Origin of the sequence: uncultured Algibacter sp. (assembly GCF_905480415.1) — a bacterium.
In the GTDB taxonomy this organism is placed as follows: Bacteria; Bacteroidota; Bacteroidia; order Flavobacteriales; family Flavobacteriaceae; genus Algibacter_B.
The window spans coordinates 17,794-33,059 of record NZ_CAJQQI010000002.1 but is presented as its reverse complement, the minus strand read 5'-3'; the positions used below and the strand labels follow the sequence as shown (position 1 = coordinate 33,059).

General features: G+C 32.7%; 13 protein-coding genes. 4 read left to right on the top strand and 9 right to left on the bottom strand.

Features of this window, described 5'->3' with window-relative positions:
- Positions 1-1,074 (top strand): T9SS type A sorting domain-containing protein (locus QZ260_RS00165; RefSeq protein ID WP_295981378.1); only part of this gene is annotated, 1,074 nt, incomplete at its 5' end.
- A gap of 16 nt (positions 1,075-1,090) precedes the next feature.
- Here QZ260_RS00165 and QZ260_RS00160 read toward each other — a convergent pair.
- The 5 genes from QZ260_RS00160 to gdhA all read right to left on the bottom strand — a co-directional run bounded on the left by QZ260_RS00160 (position 1,091) and on the right by gdhA (position 8,725).
- Positions 1,091-1,564, bottom strand: a complete 474-nt coding sequence (locus QZ260_RS00160) for a regulatory protein RecX (RefSeq protein ID WP_295981377.1) — start codon at positions 1,562-1,564, stop codon at positions 1,091-1,093.
- Between the two features lie 215 nt (positions 1,565-1,779).
- Complete coding sequence (locus tag QZ260_RS00155) at positions 1,780-4,185, bottom strand: TonB-dependent receptor (protein WP_295981376.1); 2,406 nt, start codon at positions 4,183-4,185, stop codon at positions 1,780-1,782.
- Between the two features lie 3 nt (positions 4,186-4,188).
- Complete coding sequence (gene recO / locus QZ260_RS00150) at positions 4,189-4,908, bottom strand: DNA repair protein RecO (RefSeq protein WP_295981374.1); 720 nt, start codon at positions 4,906-4,908, stop codon at positions 4,189-4,191.
- Complete coding sequence (locus QZ260_RS00145) at positions 4,908-7,256, bottom strand: ABC transporter substrate-binding protein (RefSeq protein ID WP_295981372.1); 2,349 nt, start codon at positions 7,254-7,256, stop codon at positions 4,908-4,910. Before QZ260_RS00145 ends, recO begins: the two co-directional genes overlap by 1 nt.
- A gap of 125 nt (positions 7,257-7,381) precedes the next feature.
- On the bottom strand, positions 7,382-8,725 hold the full coding sequence (gdhA, locus tag QZ260_RS00140) for an NADP-specific glutamate dehydrogenase (protein ID WP_295981370.1): 1,344 nt from the start codon (positions 8,723-8,725) through the stop codon (positions 7,382-7,384).
- Between the two features lie 199 nt (positions 8,726-8,924).
- Here gdhA and QZ260_RS00135 point away from each other — a divergent pair, with 199 nt between their 5' ends.
- The gene (locus QZ260_RS00135) at positions 8,925-9,755 is read left to right on the top strand and encodes a glutamate dehydrogenase (RefSeq protein WP_295981367.1); all 831 of its coding nucleotides are present in this window, start codon (positions 8,925-8,927) and stop codon (positions 9,753-9,755) included.
- Between the two features lie 29 nt (positions 9,756-9,784).
- Here QZ260_RS00135 and QZ260_RS00130 read toward each other — a convergent pair whose 3' ends face one another.
- Positions 9,785-10,924 (bottom strand): cystathionine gamma-synthase, encoded by a 1,140-nt coding sequence (locus QZ260_RS00130; protein ID WP_295981364.1) that lies wholly within the window; start codon positions 10,922-10,924, stop codon positions 9,785-9,787.
- Positions 10,925-11,166: 242 nt separating this feature from the next.
- Between QZ260_RS00130 and QZ260_RS00125 the strand changes: the two genes are divergently transcribed.
- Entirely contained in the window at positions 11,167-11,886 is a 720-nt protein-coding gene (locus tag QZ260_RS00125) for a DUF3298 and DUF4163 domain-containing protein (RefSeq protein ID WP_295981361.1), read from the top strand.
- On the opposite strand, the gene QZ260_RS00120 is transcribed toward QZ260_RS00125, so the two are convergent.
- Positions 11,866-12,330, bottom strand: a complete 465-nt coding sequence (locus tag QZ260_RS00120) for a DinB family protein (RefSeq protein ID WP_295981358.1) — start codon at positions 12,328-12,330, stop codon at positions 11,866-11,868. The two genes, QZ260_RS00125 and QZ260_RS00120, sit on opposite strands and share 21 nt — an antisense overlap.
- Positions 12,331-12,387: 57 nt before the next feature.
- Here QZ260_RS00120 and QZ260_RS00115 point away from each other — a divergent pair, with 57 nt between their 5' ends.
- Positions 12,388-12,738, top strand: coding sequence for an ArsC/Spx/MgsR family protein (locus QZ260_RS00115; RefSeq protein WP_295981355.1), 351 nt, complete (start codon positions 12,388-12,390; stop codon positions 12,736-12,738).
- A 250-nt stretch (positions 12,739-12,988) separates the two neighbouring features.
- Here QZ260_RS00115 and QZ260_RS00110 read toward each other — a convergent pair whose 3' ends face one another.
- Together QZ260_RS00110 and QZ260_RS00105 are read right to left on the bottom strand one after the other, a co-directional pair.
- The gene (locus QZ260_RS00110) at positions 12,989-14,257 is read right to left on the bottom strand and encodes an alginate export family protein (RefSeq protein ID WP_295981353.1); all 1,269 of its coding nucleotides are present in this window, start codon (positions 14,255-14,257) and stop codon (positions 12,989-12,991) included.
- A 170-nt stretch (positions 14,258-14,427) separates the two neighbouring features.
- Entirely contained in the window at positions 14,428-15,258 is an 831-nt protein-coding gene (locus QZ260_RS00105; RefSeq protein ID WP_295981352.1) for an ABC transporter ATP-binding protein, read from the bottom strand.
- Between the last annotated feature and the right edge of the window lie 8 nt (positions 15,259-15,266).

Genomic DNA, 15,266 nt, shown 5'->3' with positions numbered 1-15,266 from the left:
GATGAAGATGACTGGAATCTACTTGGCAATCCATACCCCTCTGCGATTTCTGCAGATGAATTTATCACACAAAACAGCAATATCAATGGGACCCTGTATTTTTGGACACACAATACTGCTATTTCAATAGACAATCCAGGTCCTGACACCTATAACTATAGTGTCGATGATTATGCCATGTATAATTTCACTGGCGGGATAGGAACAGGTGAGGCGTCTGAATCTGGCAGTGCTGTGCCTACAGGTATTATTGAAACTGGTTTAGGATTTTTTGTAGATGCTGTAGATGCTATCAGTCCAGGTTCTACTGTAGAGTTTAATAATAGCATGAGAAGTAAATCTTATGCAAACAACAACTCCTTTAGCGCTTCTTCAACAAATGAGATTATTGAAAAGGATCGCTTTTGGTTAAACCTAACGAATCCTAACGGTGCTTTTAGTCAAATCCTTATCGGATTTTTTGAAAATGCAACTCTTGAAAAAGACAGACTCTATGATGGTGTTCGTTTAAAAGGGAGTAATTATATTGACTTTTACTCACTTGACAATACCTCCTATGAATATGGAATTCAAGGTAGACCTGCCTTTGATGAGAATGAATCTATTGTACTAGGATACCAATCAAATATCTTAGGAAATCTATCTATTGATTTGGGAGACAGAGAAGGTGTCTTATCAGAAACTCCTGTTTATATCACCGATCATTATTTATCCATTACTCATGATTTAACCATCGCTCCTTACAGCTTTAATACAGAGGTTGGTACTTTTAATGACCGTTTTGAAATTGCTTTTAATGAAGAATCACTAAGCACTAATGACATTCAAGTAGACTCTAAGACGCTGCAAATTACTGAACTGCAAAATGGACAGGTACAAATTAAAGTGCCTAGTCAATTTGAAATGGCATCCATACAAATCATGGATATCTCAGGAAAAGTAATTTATAACTTCTCAACACAAGGATACTCTCAAACATTCTCGCTAAATAATCTTAGTAAAACCGCTTACTTGGTAACTGTAGAACTTAACAATGGACAAACCATTACCAAAAAAGCCATAAAAAGAAAATAGAATATCTTCCGTGTTTTTATTGTACTAATTCGTTCACCCTCTGATAAACCAAATGAGATTCCCATCCTCTGTAAAGCAAGTAATCTGCTAATTTCTTTCTCTTTTTTAGTTTATTAGACTCTTTGATAAATGATAATCTTGATTCAGACAGGTCATTAAACACCTCTAAGTAGTCTAATTCATTTATTTGACTGATTGCTTGATTTATATTAAATATACCTATTTCTTTTTTCTTTAATTCAAGAGTTAATCGCCTTCGTCCCCATTTTTTTATTCTGAATTTTCCTCTTACATAAGCTTTTGCAAAACGCTCCTCATTGAGGAAATTATGATCCAATAAAGCTACTATAATTTGATCAATCGCTTCAGGAATCATTCGCATACTTACCAATTTACGTCTAACTTCTTGATGACACCGCTCTTGATAAGAACAATAATTTTGAAGCTTCGAAAGAGCTTCCTCTAAAGTGTAGGTTTTATAAGGAATCATATATGCAATTTAGTAACATTTTATTTAGGCTTGTTTTTTTAACTTCAAAATCTCTTGAAATTTATTATCAAATAAGGATTCTCTCAAACATTCTCGCTAAATAATCTTAGCAAAACCGCTTACTTAATAACTGTAAAACTTAACAATGGGCAAACCAACACCAAAAAAGCCATAAAAAGAAAATAGCATTCACCCTGAAGAAGCTGTCTGAGCTGTTATAGACTATATTTTACTGATACAATAAAATTTGTTCCTGCCGAGGTGATTCCTGACGAGTAAGTTCGATAGCGTTGATTTGTGATATTCTCTAATGTTGCAACCAAAGATAATTCTTTACTCAATTGATACTGTGATCTAAAATTTAGTGTGTACCATGAAGGAGAATAAGGATCTCCATTCTTGTCTTTAGCGTATAAATAAGCCTTATCTCTCTCTGAAAGCGCTAATTGATTATTAGACAACGCTCCGTTATAATTTATAAAGACATCACATTTAAACTTTTCATTTTCCCACAAGAGATGCGTTGTTCCAAAGTTTGGTGCTACATGTCTCACTGGGACCTCAATACCATTGGCATCTTGTTCTGTCCCATTAACAATACTGTATTGTGATTTAAACGTCAGACTTTTAGAAAACTGTATTGACAACCCTGCTTCAAAACCATAAATCCAGGCCTTTGATGCATTTTGAATAGCTTGAACATTACTTATTTCACCATCATACAAAATTTCTGACACCCCACCAATGGTGAAATCTCTTCTTACCAGCGCGTTATCTAAAAACGTATAATAGCTAGCGACATCAAGCGATACACTCTGACCTAAATTTAAAGACAATCCCAATTCTGCTCCATAGGCGTATTCAGGCTTTAAACTTGCATTTGGAACAACCACCGAACCAGGCTCAGAATCAAAAATTTTACCAACATCGTCAATATTAGGTGCTCTAAATGCTGATGATAAATTAAATTTCCAATGAGTAATTTTATTAGGCAACCAACTAACACCTAAAGTACCTGTAAAAGCTCCTGTGCCGACATCAGCATTGGTAAATGGCAGGTTATAAAACACATTATTATCAGTCAAATCTGCCTTAATTTGAATATGATTGTAACGTATTCCCGATTGAAATGTAAATTCTTTATTTGGTTTGTATTTATAACTTAAGTAAGCAGCCGTTGAAGACCATGTTGATCCATCTGGATAGCGCGATGCAATGCGATTGGACTCACTTGAGACAATATTAGTTTCTAATCCTTTTGAATGTACTTTATTGTATAAATACTCAAGCCCATAAAAAAGCTTGGATTTGTCAGTGATTGATTTTTCAAAATCAACATTTAATGTCATCATATCGACAAGTTCCTCTCGCTTTCTTCTCAATAGAGAGTTAAAATTTCTATCAATGCGACTTTCTTGAAAACTTTGATAGGCAGCACCAACTTTTATTTTATCGTGTAAGGTTGAGTTACTGCTTAGTTTCGTAAACTGTAAGTTTGCCAAAAACCACTTCTGAGGACCGTAATTCCACTCTGCAGACTTTAAATTATTAGTATCATAGAGAATTAATCTGTCATATCTTGGGTAGTCAGAAGTTTCTGAATAATGCAAGCCAAAATCAAAACTTACGTTATCCTTTGCTTGATAATGAATTTTTTCAAGAATATTAATCTGATTATATCCCGTAAACTTTTGAACTCTCGCATCAGAATTTTCTCTTATCACGTCAATCCCGCTACTCGTATCAACATACTCGCGTCTCAAATAATCATCTGGACCATATTTTCCCATTTTTAAATCATCAAAATTTGTATAACTAATACTTGTAAAGGATGCCCATTTTTTCCATCCTAAATTTAAATCAAAATGACCTGATTTCTCACGACTTGCCGAAGCATACCTCATTGTGCTATTAATTTTTAACTCCAATGAATCACTAAAAGAACGTAAGGGCTTTTTTGTGTAAAAATTCATGACACCACCAATAGCATCACTTCCGTATATAACTGACCCAGCACCCAAAATAATCTCCGTATTTTGAATTGAAAAAGGATCAATAGCAATCACATTTTGCACATTCCCTCCTCTAAAAATAGCATTGTTCATACGAACACCATCAATGGACAGCAGCAATCGATTGGTTGAAAACCCTCTAATCATTGGACTCCCCCCTCCTAATTGACTTTTTTGAACAAATACCTGACCACTTGATTCTAAAAGGTCTGCACTTGTTTGAGGATTCATTAACACAATGTCATCCTCTTTAATGCTAATAATTTTTTGAGGAACTTCTCTTTTACTCTGCTCAAATTTCGAAGCAGAAATCACTATTTCATCTAAATATTGTGGTTGACGTTGAAGGTGTAAAACATTTTTAATATCGTTTTTAATGACACTTATTTTAAAGTAGAATACATGCTGAAAAATAACCTTATCAAATTCTTTAAAGTTATTTAATGATAATTTTCCCTCTAAATCTGTCATTAAACTAACCGTTCCAGAGCTGTTAGAAGCAATCGCTCCAACAACTGGCTCTTGTGTTTCCTTATCTAAGACCACCAGGTTTTGAGCCAAAATATTTGACGTAAAACAAAAGATAAAAACGGACAGAACAAATTTCATTATTTAGCTAAAAACTTGATTTAAAACAAGCATTGATTTTGGTTGATAAAATCCAGGCAAATGTAGTTTAAAATAGAGTATTATCATATTTAAAAATTCTTGTTTGTGCCTTGGTTTGAGCATGACTGATTTATTGACATCAAATTTTATACCTAACAAGATTTTAAAATCAATTAAATTTTCACCATCAACACAATACTTACCAATTTTTTGGTTATAAAATTTCCCATCCTCAAGATTAAAATAAGATGATTTAATTTGACTAATATCAGGGTAGAAACCAAGATACTTCGTGAGTTCAATTAAAAATATGTAATGATAATTTGTATCTAATTTATGTTCATTAAACCATATGAATGCAGCCTCTAAAAAATTAAACAATGGTGCGTTTTCCTCTTCCTCTCTCAAAACAATACTTAAGACCTCAGCTAAAAACATAGCCATAGTGCTTTTTATGATATTTGTATGAATGGACTCAAACTTATTATGAATTTTGACATCTTTTAAAAAATGAAGCGAACGATTTTGCTTATGTTCAGCTTCAATATGAACCATTGTTAAAGGTTGAAAATAAGCTGGTTTAAACTTTCCTTTTCGGCTTTTAAGAGCATTCTTTATAAGGTAACTTTTTATTCCAAATTTTGCCGTGTAACACTTTACAATTAAATCGCTATCCTTATAGCGCAATTTTGACACCACTAGAGCTTTCGTAGATACCTGCATTAGCGAATAACCATTAATTTTAAAACTTTTGTTTCAAATGTATCTAGGTCTGATAACATGATTAGATATACTCCAGAAGCTACTTGATTGTTTCCAAGATTTTTTCCATTCCAATAAGCAGTTCCCCCATCAATTTCTAAATTATACCCTCTGTATCTCAAATTAGTTCTTGATTCGGCTTCAGCAACTAAATTCCCTTCAATATCAGTAATTTTGATATTTACATTTTCTGAAATATCCTTAATTTTTACTTTATCCTCTATAATATTAAACCCAGGCCTTACTGGATTTGGGTAAGCGAATGCTTCTTCTAAATTTTCAATAGGGATTGAACCACCCGAGTTGAAAGAAAGGAGTCCTTTACTTGTTGCTATGTAAACGATACCGTTTATTTTATCTAATGACACATCACTAATACTATTTGAGGGCAAAGGCGAATTGTCTTTAGTAAAATGAAATATCGTGTTTTGCCCATCTGGGGAGAGGTAAAACAAGCCTGAATCTGCAGTACCAATCCATTTATTATTTGATCCATCTACTTCGATATCCGTTACATACTGCTCGAATAATAATTCTTTAGCAATTCCATCTTCCTCAATAATAATTTCATCAACTCTAATGTTTTCTTCTGTAAAAAAATTGGATGTATTATATAATACTCGTAAACCTCTGAGGGTCCCAATCCATAGTTGATTTCTGTTATCTAATACTAAGGCTGTAGCTAATTCAGTCGGCATGTTCGCGTCTTCATTACTAATACTTTTTATTAATGGATTATTCCCGTTCTCATTAAACCCAATAAGCCCATATTTATATGATGCAATCCACTTTGTTTCATTATTACCAATCACAATATCAGCATACCCTAAATTTCCACCAGTAAAACCATCGATAATAACATCAGTAAAATCATAAGACCTCCATTGATTTGTAGCAGGGTTGAAAGATTTCAGAGGCTCATCAATAAGTGTACTTAACGTCCAAAGCAGCCCATTGCTATCGAATAGAGGATTTAACACTCGTACACTTATAAAATTTGTGTTATTTGGAATTATCAAAGATTCTAGTCCACTATTGTTTTGATCGTATAACGTAGTTGGAACATTTTCATTAACCTCAATTAATCCATTGTTAAAGGAACTTATAAAAACTTGATCAGTATTAAACGGATTTATAGCTATGCCATTTATATCTCTTGCTTGAAATGCTTCTGGGTATTTTACATTAACCCAACTATCATTATTTAAATGACTAAAGCCTTCCCTGTTGCCAAATGGAACGTAGAACAAACTATAGCCACCAAAAGTCACCCAAACACCATTAGGCTCTGATTCTATTGAAAAAGGCGTGTTAAATAACGGTCCATCAGGATGAATTTCTTCAAAAACTAATGTATTATTTATAGCTATTTTAAGAATCCCAAAATCTTTTGTGGCTATATAAATATTTTCTAAATCTATTATGGCTGATGTATATTGTGTATTAAAATCAGAATTAATAGGTATTTGAGCAACAATCGCAAAATTTGAATCATATATAAAAACTTCATCTCTGGTTGAAACTATCAAATTTGAGTTAACAGATCTTAAATCTAAAGGCAAACTTGAGTATGTAAATAATTCACTTACTGAGTTCCCTATAACTTGATATATTTTACTGTTGCTATTTATGGCATAAAGTTTATTTTCATTAGCTTCTATAGATTGCCAATTCCCAGAACTTACTAATTGCCAATTTTGAAAATCGATTAAATTAGGGCTAGAAACTGATGCTTTCCTAATGCCATTACCCCCAAGAGAAGAAGCATAAATATGATCTTCGAAAATTGTAGTTTGAGTTACAGGAATTTGGCTTCCACCATTTCCAATAAAATAAGTGTCTCCAAATTCTAGCCTTTCCAAATCATAAACTGAAATACCATAATTTGTTGATATATAAATAAGATTCTGATAAGCGTTAATATGATTGATTTTCTTATCGGTTGGCGATATCGTTACTTTGTCAATAACATCTACTACAGTGAGAATTTCGGCATCATTATCAAATACTATTTCAATAAGTCCATTTTCATAAGCAATAACTAATAACTCGTAATCTTCACTGTAAAAAATTGTTGAAACACTCTCTCCAGACAACCCATTTACAGTAGTTATCTCTGATATTTCATTGGTTTGGGTATCTAAACGAAAAACAGCATTATCTGCAGCGGCATAAATGATGTTATTTCCTTTAGTAACATCTTTAATCTCGTTATACGAAAAATGTCCCTTCCAAAGCACTGAGAAATCTTGAGAAAATTGAAATAATGGAAATAGAAAAATTATAATGACTATTACTTTTCTAAGCATAGGTGTTTTTTGAATATTCAAATATATTTATAACTAACGAGTTTTACTTCAAAATAATATATTTTAAACAAAAAAAGCTCCCTAATGTTTAGGAAGCTTTTTATATCGAAGTGTTTTAAATTTATTTAAACAATACCTTGTGCTAGCATAGCATCAGCTACTTTAACAAATCCAGCAATATTAGCTCCTCTTACATAATCAATGTAACCGTCTTCATCTTTTCCGTATTCCAAGCATGATTTATGAATATCAGACATAATATCTTTAAGTTTATTATCAACTTCTTTTCTTGACCATTTAAGTCTTAATGAGTTTTGACTCATTTCTAATCCAGAAGTAGCAACTCCACCAGCATTTGATGCTTTTCCAGGAGCATATAATATTCTTGCTTTTTGGAATGTATGAACAGCTTCTTTAGTAGAAGGCATATTAGCACCTTCACTTACACACATACATCCATTATCTAATAACATTTTTGCATCCTCACCATTAAGCTCGTTTTGTGTTGCACATGGCATAGCTACATCACATTTAACTTCCCAAGGTGTTTTTCCTTTTACAAATTTTGCTTTTGGATACGCTTCTATATATTCACTTATTCTGCCTCGCTTTTCATTTTTAAGTTCCATAACGTAAGCCAATTTAGCTCTGTCTATTCCATCTTCATCATAAATATATCCTGAAGAATCTGATAACGTTAAAACCTTACCTCCTAAGTCTAATATTTTCTCTGCAGCATATTGAGCAACATTTCCAGAACCTGAAACAGTTACTTTTTTTCCTTTTATGGAGTCTCCTTTAGTTTCAAGCATACTTTTAGCAAAATATACTGTACCATAACCCGTAGCTTCTGGTCTTATTAAAGATCCTCCCCAAGACTGTCCTTTACCAGTTAAAACTCCAGTAAATTCATTTCTTAGTTTCTTATACATTCCAAATAAAAATCCTATTTCTCTTCCACCTACACCAATATCTCCAGCAGGGACGTCAGTGTTTGGGCCTATATATCTAAATAATTCACTCATAAAAGCATGGCAAAAACGCATGATTTCATTATCTGATTTACCCTTAGGATCAAAATCACTACCTCCTTTTCCACCACCCATTGGCAACGTCGTTAAAGAGTTTTTAAACACCTGTTCAAAAGCTAAAAACTTTAAAATACTAGCATTTACGGTTGGATGAAAACGCAACCCCCCTTTATATGGGCCGATTGCAGAGTTCATTTGAACTCTATAACCCCTATTCACTTGTATTTCACCACTGTCATCTACCCAAGAGACTCTAAAAGAAATCAATCGTTCAGGTTCAACCATTCTTAGCAGAATGTTTTTACCATAATAAATATCATGTTGAACAATGTAAGGAATTACAGTTTCTGCAACTTCCTCTACAGCTTGTAAAAACTCAGGTTCATGACCATTTCGTTCTTTTACAAGGTCTAAAAATGCTTCAATATTATCTTTCATATATACAATTATTACATCGTTATTTATTGAATATGTAATTTATCGATACAAATATACGTTATCTTCAAAAAAATATCGGTTTATTTTTGAATTTCGCAATAAATTTTTCAACGTTTTTTTGGTGCTATTTATTAATATTTGTTTGTTTTACTAGTTTTTATATATTTGCTCAAAATATTGCCCTCAAAACATTCCTTTAATGCTTAACTTGAACCATTTAGTTTCTATTTTTTGCTTGGTTCTTATCGTTCAAACAACAAATGCTCAACTTGGCTTTTCTCATGAATTAGGTGTTATTGCTGGTCCGGTACAGTTTCGTTCAGATTTTGGAAGCAGTAACGAATCAAAAACCAACTTTGGAAATACAGGTTTTGGTATAGGGCTTGTTCATTATTTAAATTTCGCATACAGAGCAGACTGTAATTGCTACACAACAGACACCTATTTTAATGATCATTTTAAATTAAGAAATGAGATTTCTTATAATAAAACAAATCTTGAACACTTGGGCTTTTGGGTGCTTCCTGATAAAATTTCCACAAATGCAGATAAACTTAGAGCTCATAAAGGTGTTGCAGAGAATCTTGATATTGGTACTCAACTTGAGTTTTTCCCTTTAAGTATTCGTGATTTTCAAGGATTCGCCTACAGTTTTGCTCCTTTTGTGAGTATTGGGGTTCATTACACGTCTTTTAGTCCAAAAGCAAGTACCACATATACAAATCCGAATCCTAATGCAATTGGTGATGTTTTTGACAGAACAAATATTTATTCCTTATGGTTTGAAAATTTTCCTGTTGGTAGTGATTCGTACCCTATTAATTTAGATGGTGGCGGTGCTTTTTCAGTAGTTTCCAGCGTTGGATTTCGTTATAAACTAACTAAACTTTCAGACTTAATGTTGGATTTAAGATGGCAATATTATTTTAATGACGCGATAGATGGATTAGACCATAATTGGAGAAATTATGATAAAAATGATGATTGGTTGGTCTGGCTAAATATTGGGTACATTTTTTACCTGAATTAGAAAATCAAAATACACAAAACATAATCAAGTTAATTTAGCGCTTGCTCTAAATCAGCAATTAAGTCATCTATATCTTCAATACCCACACTAAGTCTAATTAAAGAATCTACAACACCCGTTTTTTCTCGTTCCTCTTTTGGTATACTACCGTGCGTCATACTTGCTGGATGTCCTGCAAGAGATTCTACACCGCCTAAAGACTCCGCCAAAGTAAATACGTTTAGTTTTTCAACAATCTTAATAGCGTCCTCGTAATTATTTCCTTTTGTTGTAAAAGATATCATTCCCCCAAAATCGCTCATCTGACTTTTGGCTATCTCATGATTAGGATGACTTTTAAACCCAGGCCAATACACGTTTTCAATTTTTGGATGATTCGCTAAAAATTCAGCAACAGCTGTACCATTTTCGCAGTGGCGTTGCATTCTAACATGTAATGTTTTTATACCTCTTAAAACTAAAAAACTGTCTTGAGGACCACAAATAGCGCCGCTTGCGTTTTGAATAAAGTACAATTTATCAGCCAAATCTTTATCATTAACTGTAAGAGCGCCCATTACCACATCACTATGTCCGCCAAGATATTTAGTAGCCGAATGCATTACAATATCAGCTCCTAAATTTAATGGTTGTTGCAAATATGGGGTTGCAAACGTATTATCCACAGCTAATAAAATATTATTGTTTTTTGCAATAGATGATACAGCCTTAATATCAATAATATTCATCATTGGGTTTGTTGGTGTTTCAACCCAAATAAGCTTTGTATTCTTGTTTACATAAGCTTCAATATTGGACGCATTTTGCATGCCAATAAAATGAAATTTTATTCCAAAATCCTGATAAATCTTGGTAAATAACCTAAAAGAGCCTCCGTATAAATCATTTGTAGAAACAACTTCATCACCAGGTTTTAATAATTTAATTACGGCATCAATAGCTGCAAGACCAGAACCAAATGCCAGACCAAATTTTCCGTTTTCAATACTTGCAAACGCATTTTCCAAAGCATTTCGAGTAGGATTATGTGTTCTTGAATATTCATACCCTTTGTGTCTTCCCGGCGTGGTTTGAGCGTAGGTTGTTGTTTGATAAATTGGAGGCATAACAGCGCCATAAGCTTTGTCGTGTTCTTGACCTCCGTGAATGACTTTAGTATTGAATTTCATACCGTTTATTTATTGTTTTTAAAATGACGCACCTGTCTGCTGGCAGGCGAGTGTAATATACATAGAATCATTTTTTTTGAATACAATTTTAGTCATGGATATCTTATAACAAAATATCTTTACTAAGATTTCCGATTTTATGAGAATGACAATTTCAACCAAAACCTCGATCATTTATATCCAGGAATTCTTTCTCAATCCAAATGCAATAATTATCTTTAAACTGGGTTTAAATTTAATATATGCGCCTTTATAAACATCTTGTATCGATTTGTTGTTTTTTAGTTCTTTTCAATTGCAACAAAGAACAGAAAATTGGTTTTTCAGATATCAACATCACAGCAGATAACAATACTATTGTTGACGTAAACATTCCTGAAGCACATGGAGATAAAACGGTATCAAATCAAATAAATTCTGAAATACAAAAAGCAATTATTTCGGCATTGCATATTGGCAACCCAGATGAAATCACCTCATCTAGTTTAGAAGAGAGTATCACGTCTTTTAATAATGAATACAATGGGTTTAAATCTGACTTTCCAGAAACAGCACAACTATGGGAAGCTCAAATAGACGGGGAAGTGATGTATCAATCTCCAGAAATAATAAGTATCGCAATGACCTCATATACCAATACTGGTGGAGCACATGGTATTTTGAATATTTCTTTTTTAAATTTTGATTCTAAAACAGGACAACGTATTCAAAACAATCAAATTTTCAATGATGCTGAAGCTTTTAAAACAGTAGCCCATCCTTTTTTTATAGACGCTACAAAAAACAAAAGTTTACTTATAGATTATAAACAATTTGAGTTACCCACAAATATTGGATATAGTGAAGAAGGTATTGTTTTACTTTATAATACTTATGAAATTGCGCCCTACTCTAGTGGCATACTAGAGTTAGCTATTCCTTTTGGGGATGCTGAACCTTATTTAGTTTTTAATAGCTTTTAAAAGCGCTAAAACATAGCCGTAGTGTAAACCTTCATGAATCGCTACAAACTGCAAAGCTTCATCAATATTGTTTAACGTATTTCCTGTTGTAGAAACAGTATAGGTATTATAATTTTTAAAAGCACCATTTGTATAATCTGACTCTGTTTTTTTAAGGGTTGAAAACAATAATTCTTTTATTTCGTTTACTGCTTCTTGAGTTACATTGCCTTCTGGCTTAGTATCTTTTCTAAATTTATTAATCATATCGTCTGACAGCATGGATTCTAACCCAGACAATTTATAGGCCAATAACTGCTCGGAAACAACAACATGCCCAATATTCCAAATGATGTTATTATTAAAACCATTAGGTATTTTATTCAAGTCCTCTAAAGCGTTCTGTTCGATTATTTTTTTGAAAATCTCGCGAGTATTTCTTAAAACTTGAAATGTAAAATCCATATTATTTAATTTTTTGATAAATATAGTTTTAATTTGTTTTTAGAAATAATCCATAACATGAAAAAAGTATATTATTTAAAAACCTGTAGTACCTGCATTAGAATTTTAAAAGAGTTGAATTTATCTTCTGAGTTTATTTTACAAGACATTAAATCTGAAGCCATAACAGTTAAACAAGTTGAAGAAATGCAAGCTTTAGCAGGAAGTTATGAAGCCCTCTTTAGTAAACGTTCAAAACTATATAAAGAAATGGATTTAAAAAACCAAGACTTAACCGAACGTGATTATAAACACTATATTCTAGACCATTACACATTTTTAAGCAGGCCAGTTGTAATAGTTGATAATCAAATTTTTGTTGGAAACTCTAAAAAAATTGTTGATGCAGCAAAGGCAGCACTAAACTAAAACAAATTCAAAGAAAATATTAAAAACAAATAAAGTTGCATTTTGACTTGAAGAGGTCAAATTGATTCTTTTCTGGGAAATAGAATGAAGGCTTTACATAATATGTAGAGTCTTTTTTGTTAAACGCGCTTACTGAATAAAAAAGAATCCCGCTAAAGCGGGATTCAATATGACTTGAAATATCAAACTAATTAACACTAAAACATGATGTAAATTATTTCCAATTCACTTATGAAATTCTTAAATGTATTTAGTTGATGAATTTAGGCTTAATAACTAACATCGCCCATGCCCAGTTTTGTCCACTTGCAGCAGCATCTTCAGTAATTCCTTTAAGCTCATACATCCCATCGCTAGCAAACATTTGGGAATAGCCTGCTACTAAAGCGTAACCTTTAAACTTCCTTTTAAATACGATGTCTATCTCTGTTCCTAAAGCATTTTCACCACTTGGTAAATCTTGTTCTCCACTAAAATTTAAGGCTTTAACCATAAGGCTAGATGCTTCACTTAATTTAAAGTTAGCACTTACGTGAATATCAACTAAACCAATAGAGTTTGCATGATTACCTACATAAAAATAATCCATAAATCCATTAAACTTGTGGTTAGTACCATAAAGCGGAAAGAACGCTCCAGTTTCTCCTGCGTCACCATCATTTCCGCTTATAATTTCGATACCTGCACCTAAACTTACTTTTGGAGATGCTTTAAACGTAAAATCCAATCCTAATAAATGTGCACCTTTAACATCAACTTCGCCTTGACGTTTTCCTGTTTGAATAAAACCATTAAACGCCGCTCCGAAACTCCCTTTTTTATAATTTAAGTGGGTGCCTAATGTTTGCAAATTACTTACGCCATCTGCATCGCTATTGGTATCAAATTCTTGAAAACCATTGTTCATTAATAACAAACTACCTGAAAAACTCTCCCAAGATTGTTTTAAATAAGCATATTGCATCGTTTTATATGAAAAGAAACCTGTTGTATTATAAGCTGTTCCTGCACTTACAAAACCAGTCGGGTTAGAATAATCTTGATTAAAGGCTAACGCAACATCCAAAATAAATTTATCTTTTTTGTATTCTATTAATGCTGCATCATGATTACGCCCTTGTTGTGCCCAATCTAAACCTCCAAGAATACGTTGATCATCATACGATAACACCTGACGTCCTAATTTAGTTGACCAACCAGAACCAAAATCAATTTCAGCCCAAGCTTGAAATATAGCAAAAGAATTATTTTGATCATAAGGCAAAATTTGTCTGTTTTCTCCCCAAACCATAACATCTTGCATGCTTAAATAAAATTTATAAGCTTCAGTTTTATAGCCAGCATTTAAGCGTGCTCTTGTAGAAATACCAAAACCAGCATCAGCATTATCAGCTATTAAACTTCCAAACCCGTTACGGTATTCTGTTCGTGGTCTAAATTCACCATCTAATGTAAATTGCGCTTGTGCAAATTGTAAGCACCCTAGCAATAGTCCAAAAATTACATATTGTTTTTTCATGTTTCCTTGTTTTTAAATTTTAATTGTTTCTGAGTTTTTGTTTTAATCTTAATTATTCTTGATTCAATGTTTTGTTAAAATATGGGTGTAGGTCTCCTATCATTATGAAAATTCTTAGCTTTCATAACCTCTAAATCATCTTATAAGGTTTGTTGTTTATTCTTCTCTAATTAATGCTCTAAGAAATCGATTAAATGCTTTCTGTATTTGTAATAATCATCATGTTCTAAAACCGATTTCCTAGTTCTCGGTCTTTCAAAATCAATGTCTAAAATATCACCAATTTTGGCTTTTGGTCCACTAGTCATCATGACTACTCTATCTGCTAAAAAAATAGCTTCATCTACATCGTGGGTAATCATCACTGCTGTAATTTTTTCTTTATTCCATATTTCTATTAAAATATCTTGAAGTTCGCCGCGCGTTAAAGAATCTAACATCCCAAAAGGTTCATCAAGCAATAATACTTTGGGCTTTATAGCGAAAGCTCTAGCAATACCAACACGTTGTTGCATGCCCTGAGATAGTTCCGAAGCTTTTTTATTAAAAGCATCTTCCAATCCTACTTTCTGCAAATAGTATTTCGCAATATCATTTCGTTGTGCTCTTGTCGCATGCGGGAAAACTTTATTCACACCTAACAATACATTCTGAAGCGATGTCATCCAAGGCATTAAACTAGGGGATTGAAAAATTACGCCTCTATCTGGTCCTGGACCTTTTATATGCTTTCCTAAAACTGAGATATTACCTCCAGAAATCGGGTTTAATCCTGCAATCATTGAAAGCATTGTCGTTTTACCACAACCAGAATGTCCAATAATAGTAACAAATTCTTCTTTTCTAATTTGAAGATTCAAATCCTCCAAAACCACATAATCCCCTTTTGGAGTTGGATATACTTTCTTTAGTTTTTTTAAATCCAGCATCACCTCATTTGAAGGAAAAAGTCCGTTATCAATAAAACTATTTGTTTTTGTATGATCAAGTATGGTACTCATCTCGTTTA

Bases quoted from the DNA above. Each gene is read 5' to 3' on its own strand.
- QZ260_RS00145 (WP_295981372.1), bottom strand. From the start codon at position 7,256: ATGCTTAGAAAAGTAATAGTCATTATAATTTTTCTATTTCCATTATTT.
- recO (WP_295981374.1), bottom strand. From the start codon at position 4,908: ATGCAGGTATCTACGAAAGCTCTAGTGGTGTCAAAATTGCGCTATAAG.
- QZ260_RS00160 (WP_295981377.1), bottom strand. From the start codon at position 1,564: ATGATTCCTTATAAAACCTACACTTTAGAGGAAGCTCTTTCGAAGCTT.
- QZ260_RS00110 (WP_295981353.1), bottom strand. From the start codon at position 14,257: ATGAAAAAACAATATGTAATTTTTGGACTATTGCTAGGGTGCTTACAA.
- QZ260_RS00125 (WP_295981361.1), top strand. From the start codon at position 11,167: ATGCGCCTTTATAAACATCTTGTATCGATTTGTTGTTTTTTAGTTCTT.
- QZ260_RS00105 (WP_295981352.1), bottom strand. From the start codon at position 15,258: ATGAGTACCATACTTGATCATACAAAAACAAATAGTTTTATTGATAAC.
- QZ260_RS00130 (WP_295981364.1), bottom strand. From the start codon at position 10,924: ATGAAATTCAATACTAAAGTCATTCACGGAGGTCAAGAACACGACAAA.
- QZ260_RS00135 (WP_295981367.1), top strand. From the start codon at position 8,925: ATGCTTAACTTGAACCATTTAGTTTCTATTTTTTGCTTGGTTCTTATC.
- gdhA (WP_295981370.1), bottom strand. From the start codon at position 8,725: ATGAAAGATAATATTGAAGCATTTTTAGACCTTGTAAAAGAACGAAAT.
- QZ260_RS00155 (WP_295981376.1), bottom strand. From the start codon at position 4,185: ATGAAATTTGTTCTGTCCGTTTTTATCTTTTGTTTTACGTCAAATATT.
- QZ260_RS00120 (WP_295981358.1), bottom strand. From the start codon at position 12,330: ATGGATTTTACATTTCAAGTTTTAAGAAATACTCGCGAGATTTTCAAA.
- QZ260_RS00115 (WP_295981355.1), top strand. From the start codon at position 12,388: ATGAAAAAAGTATATTATTTAAAAACCTGTAGTACCTGCATTAGAATT.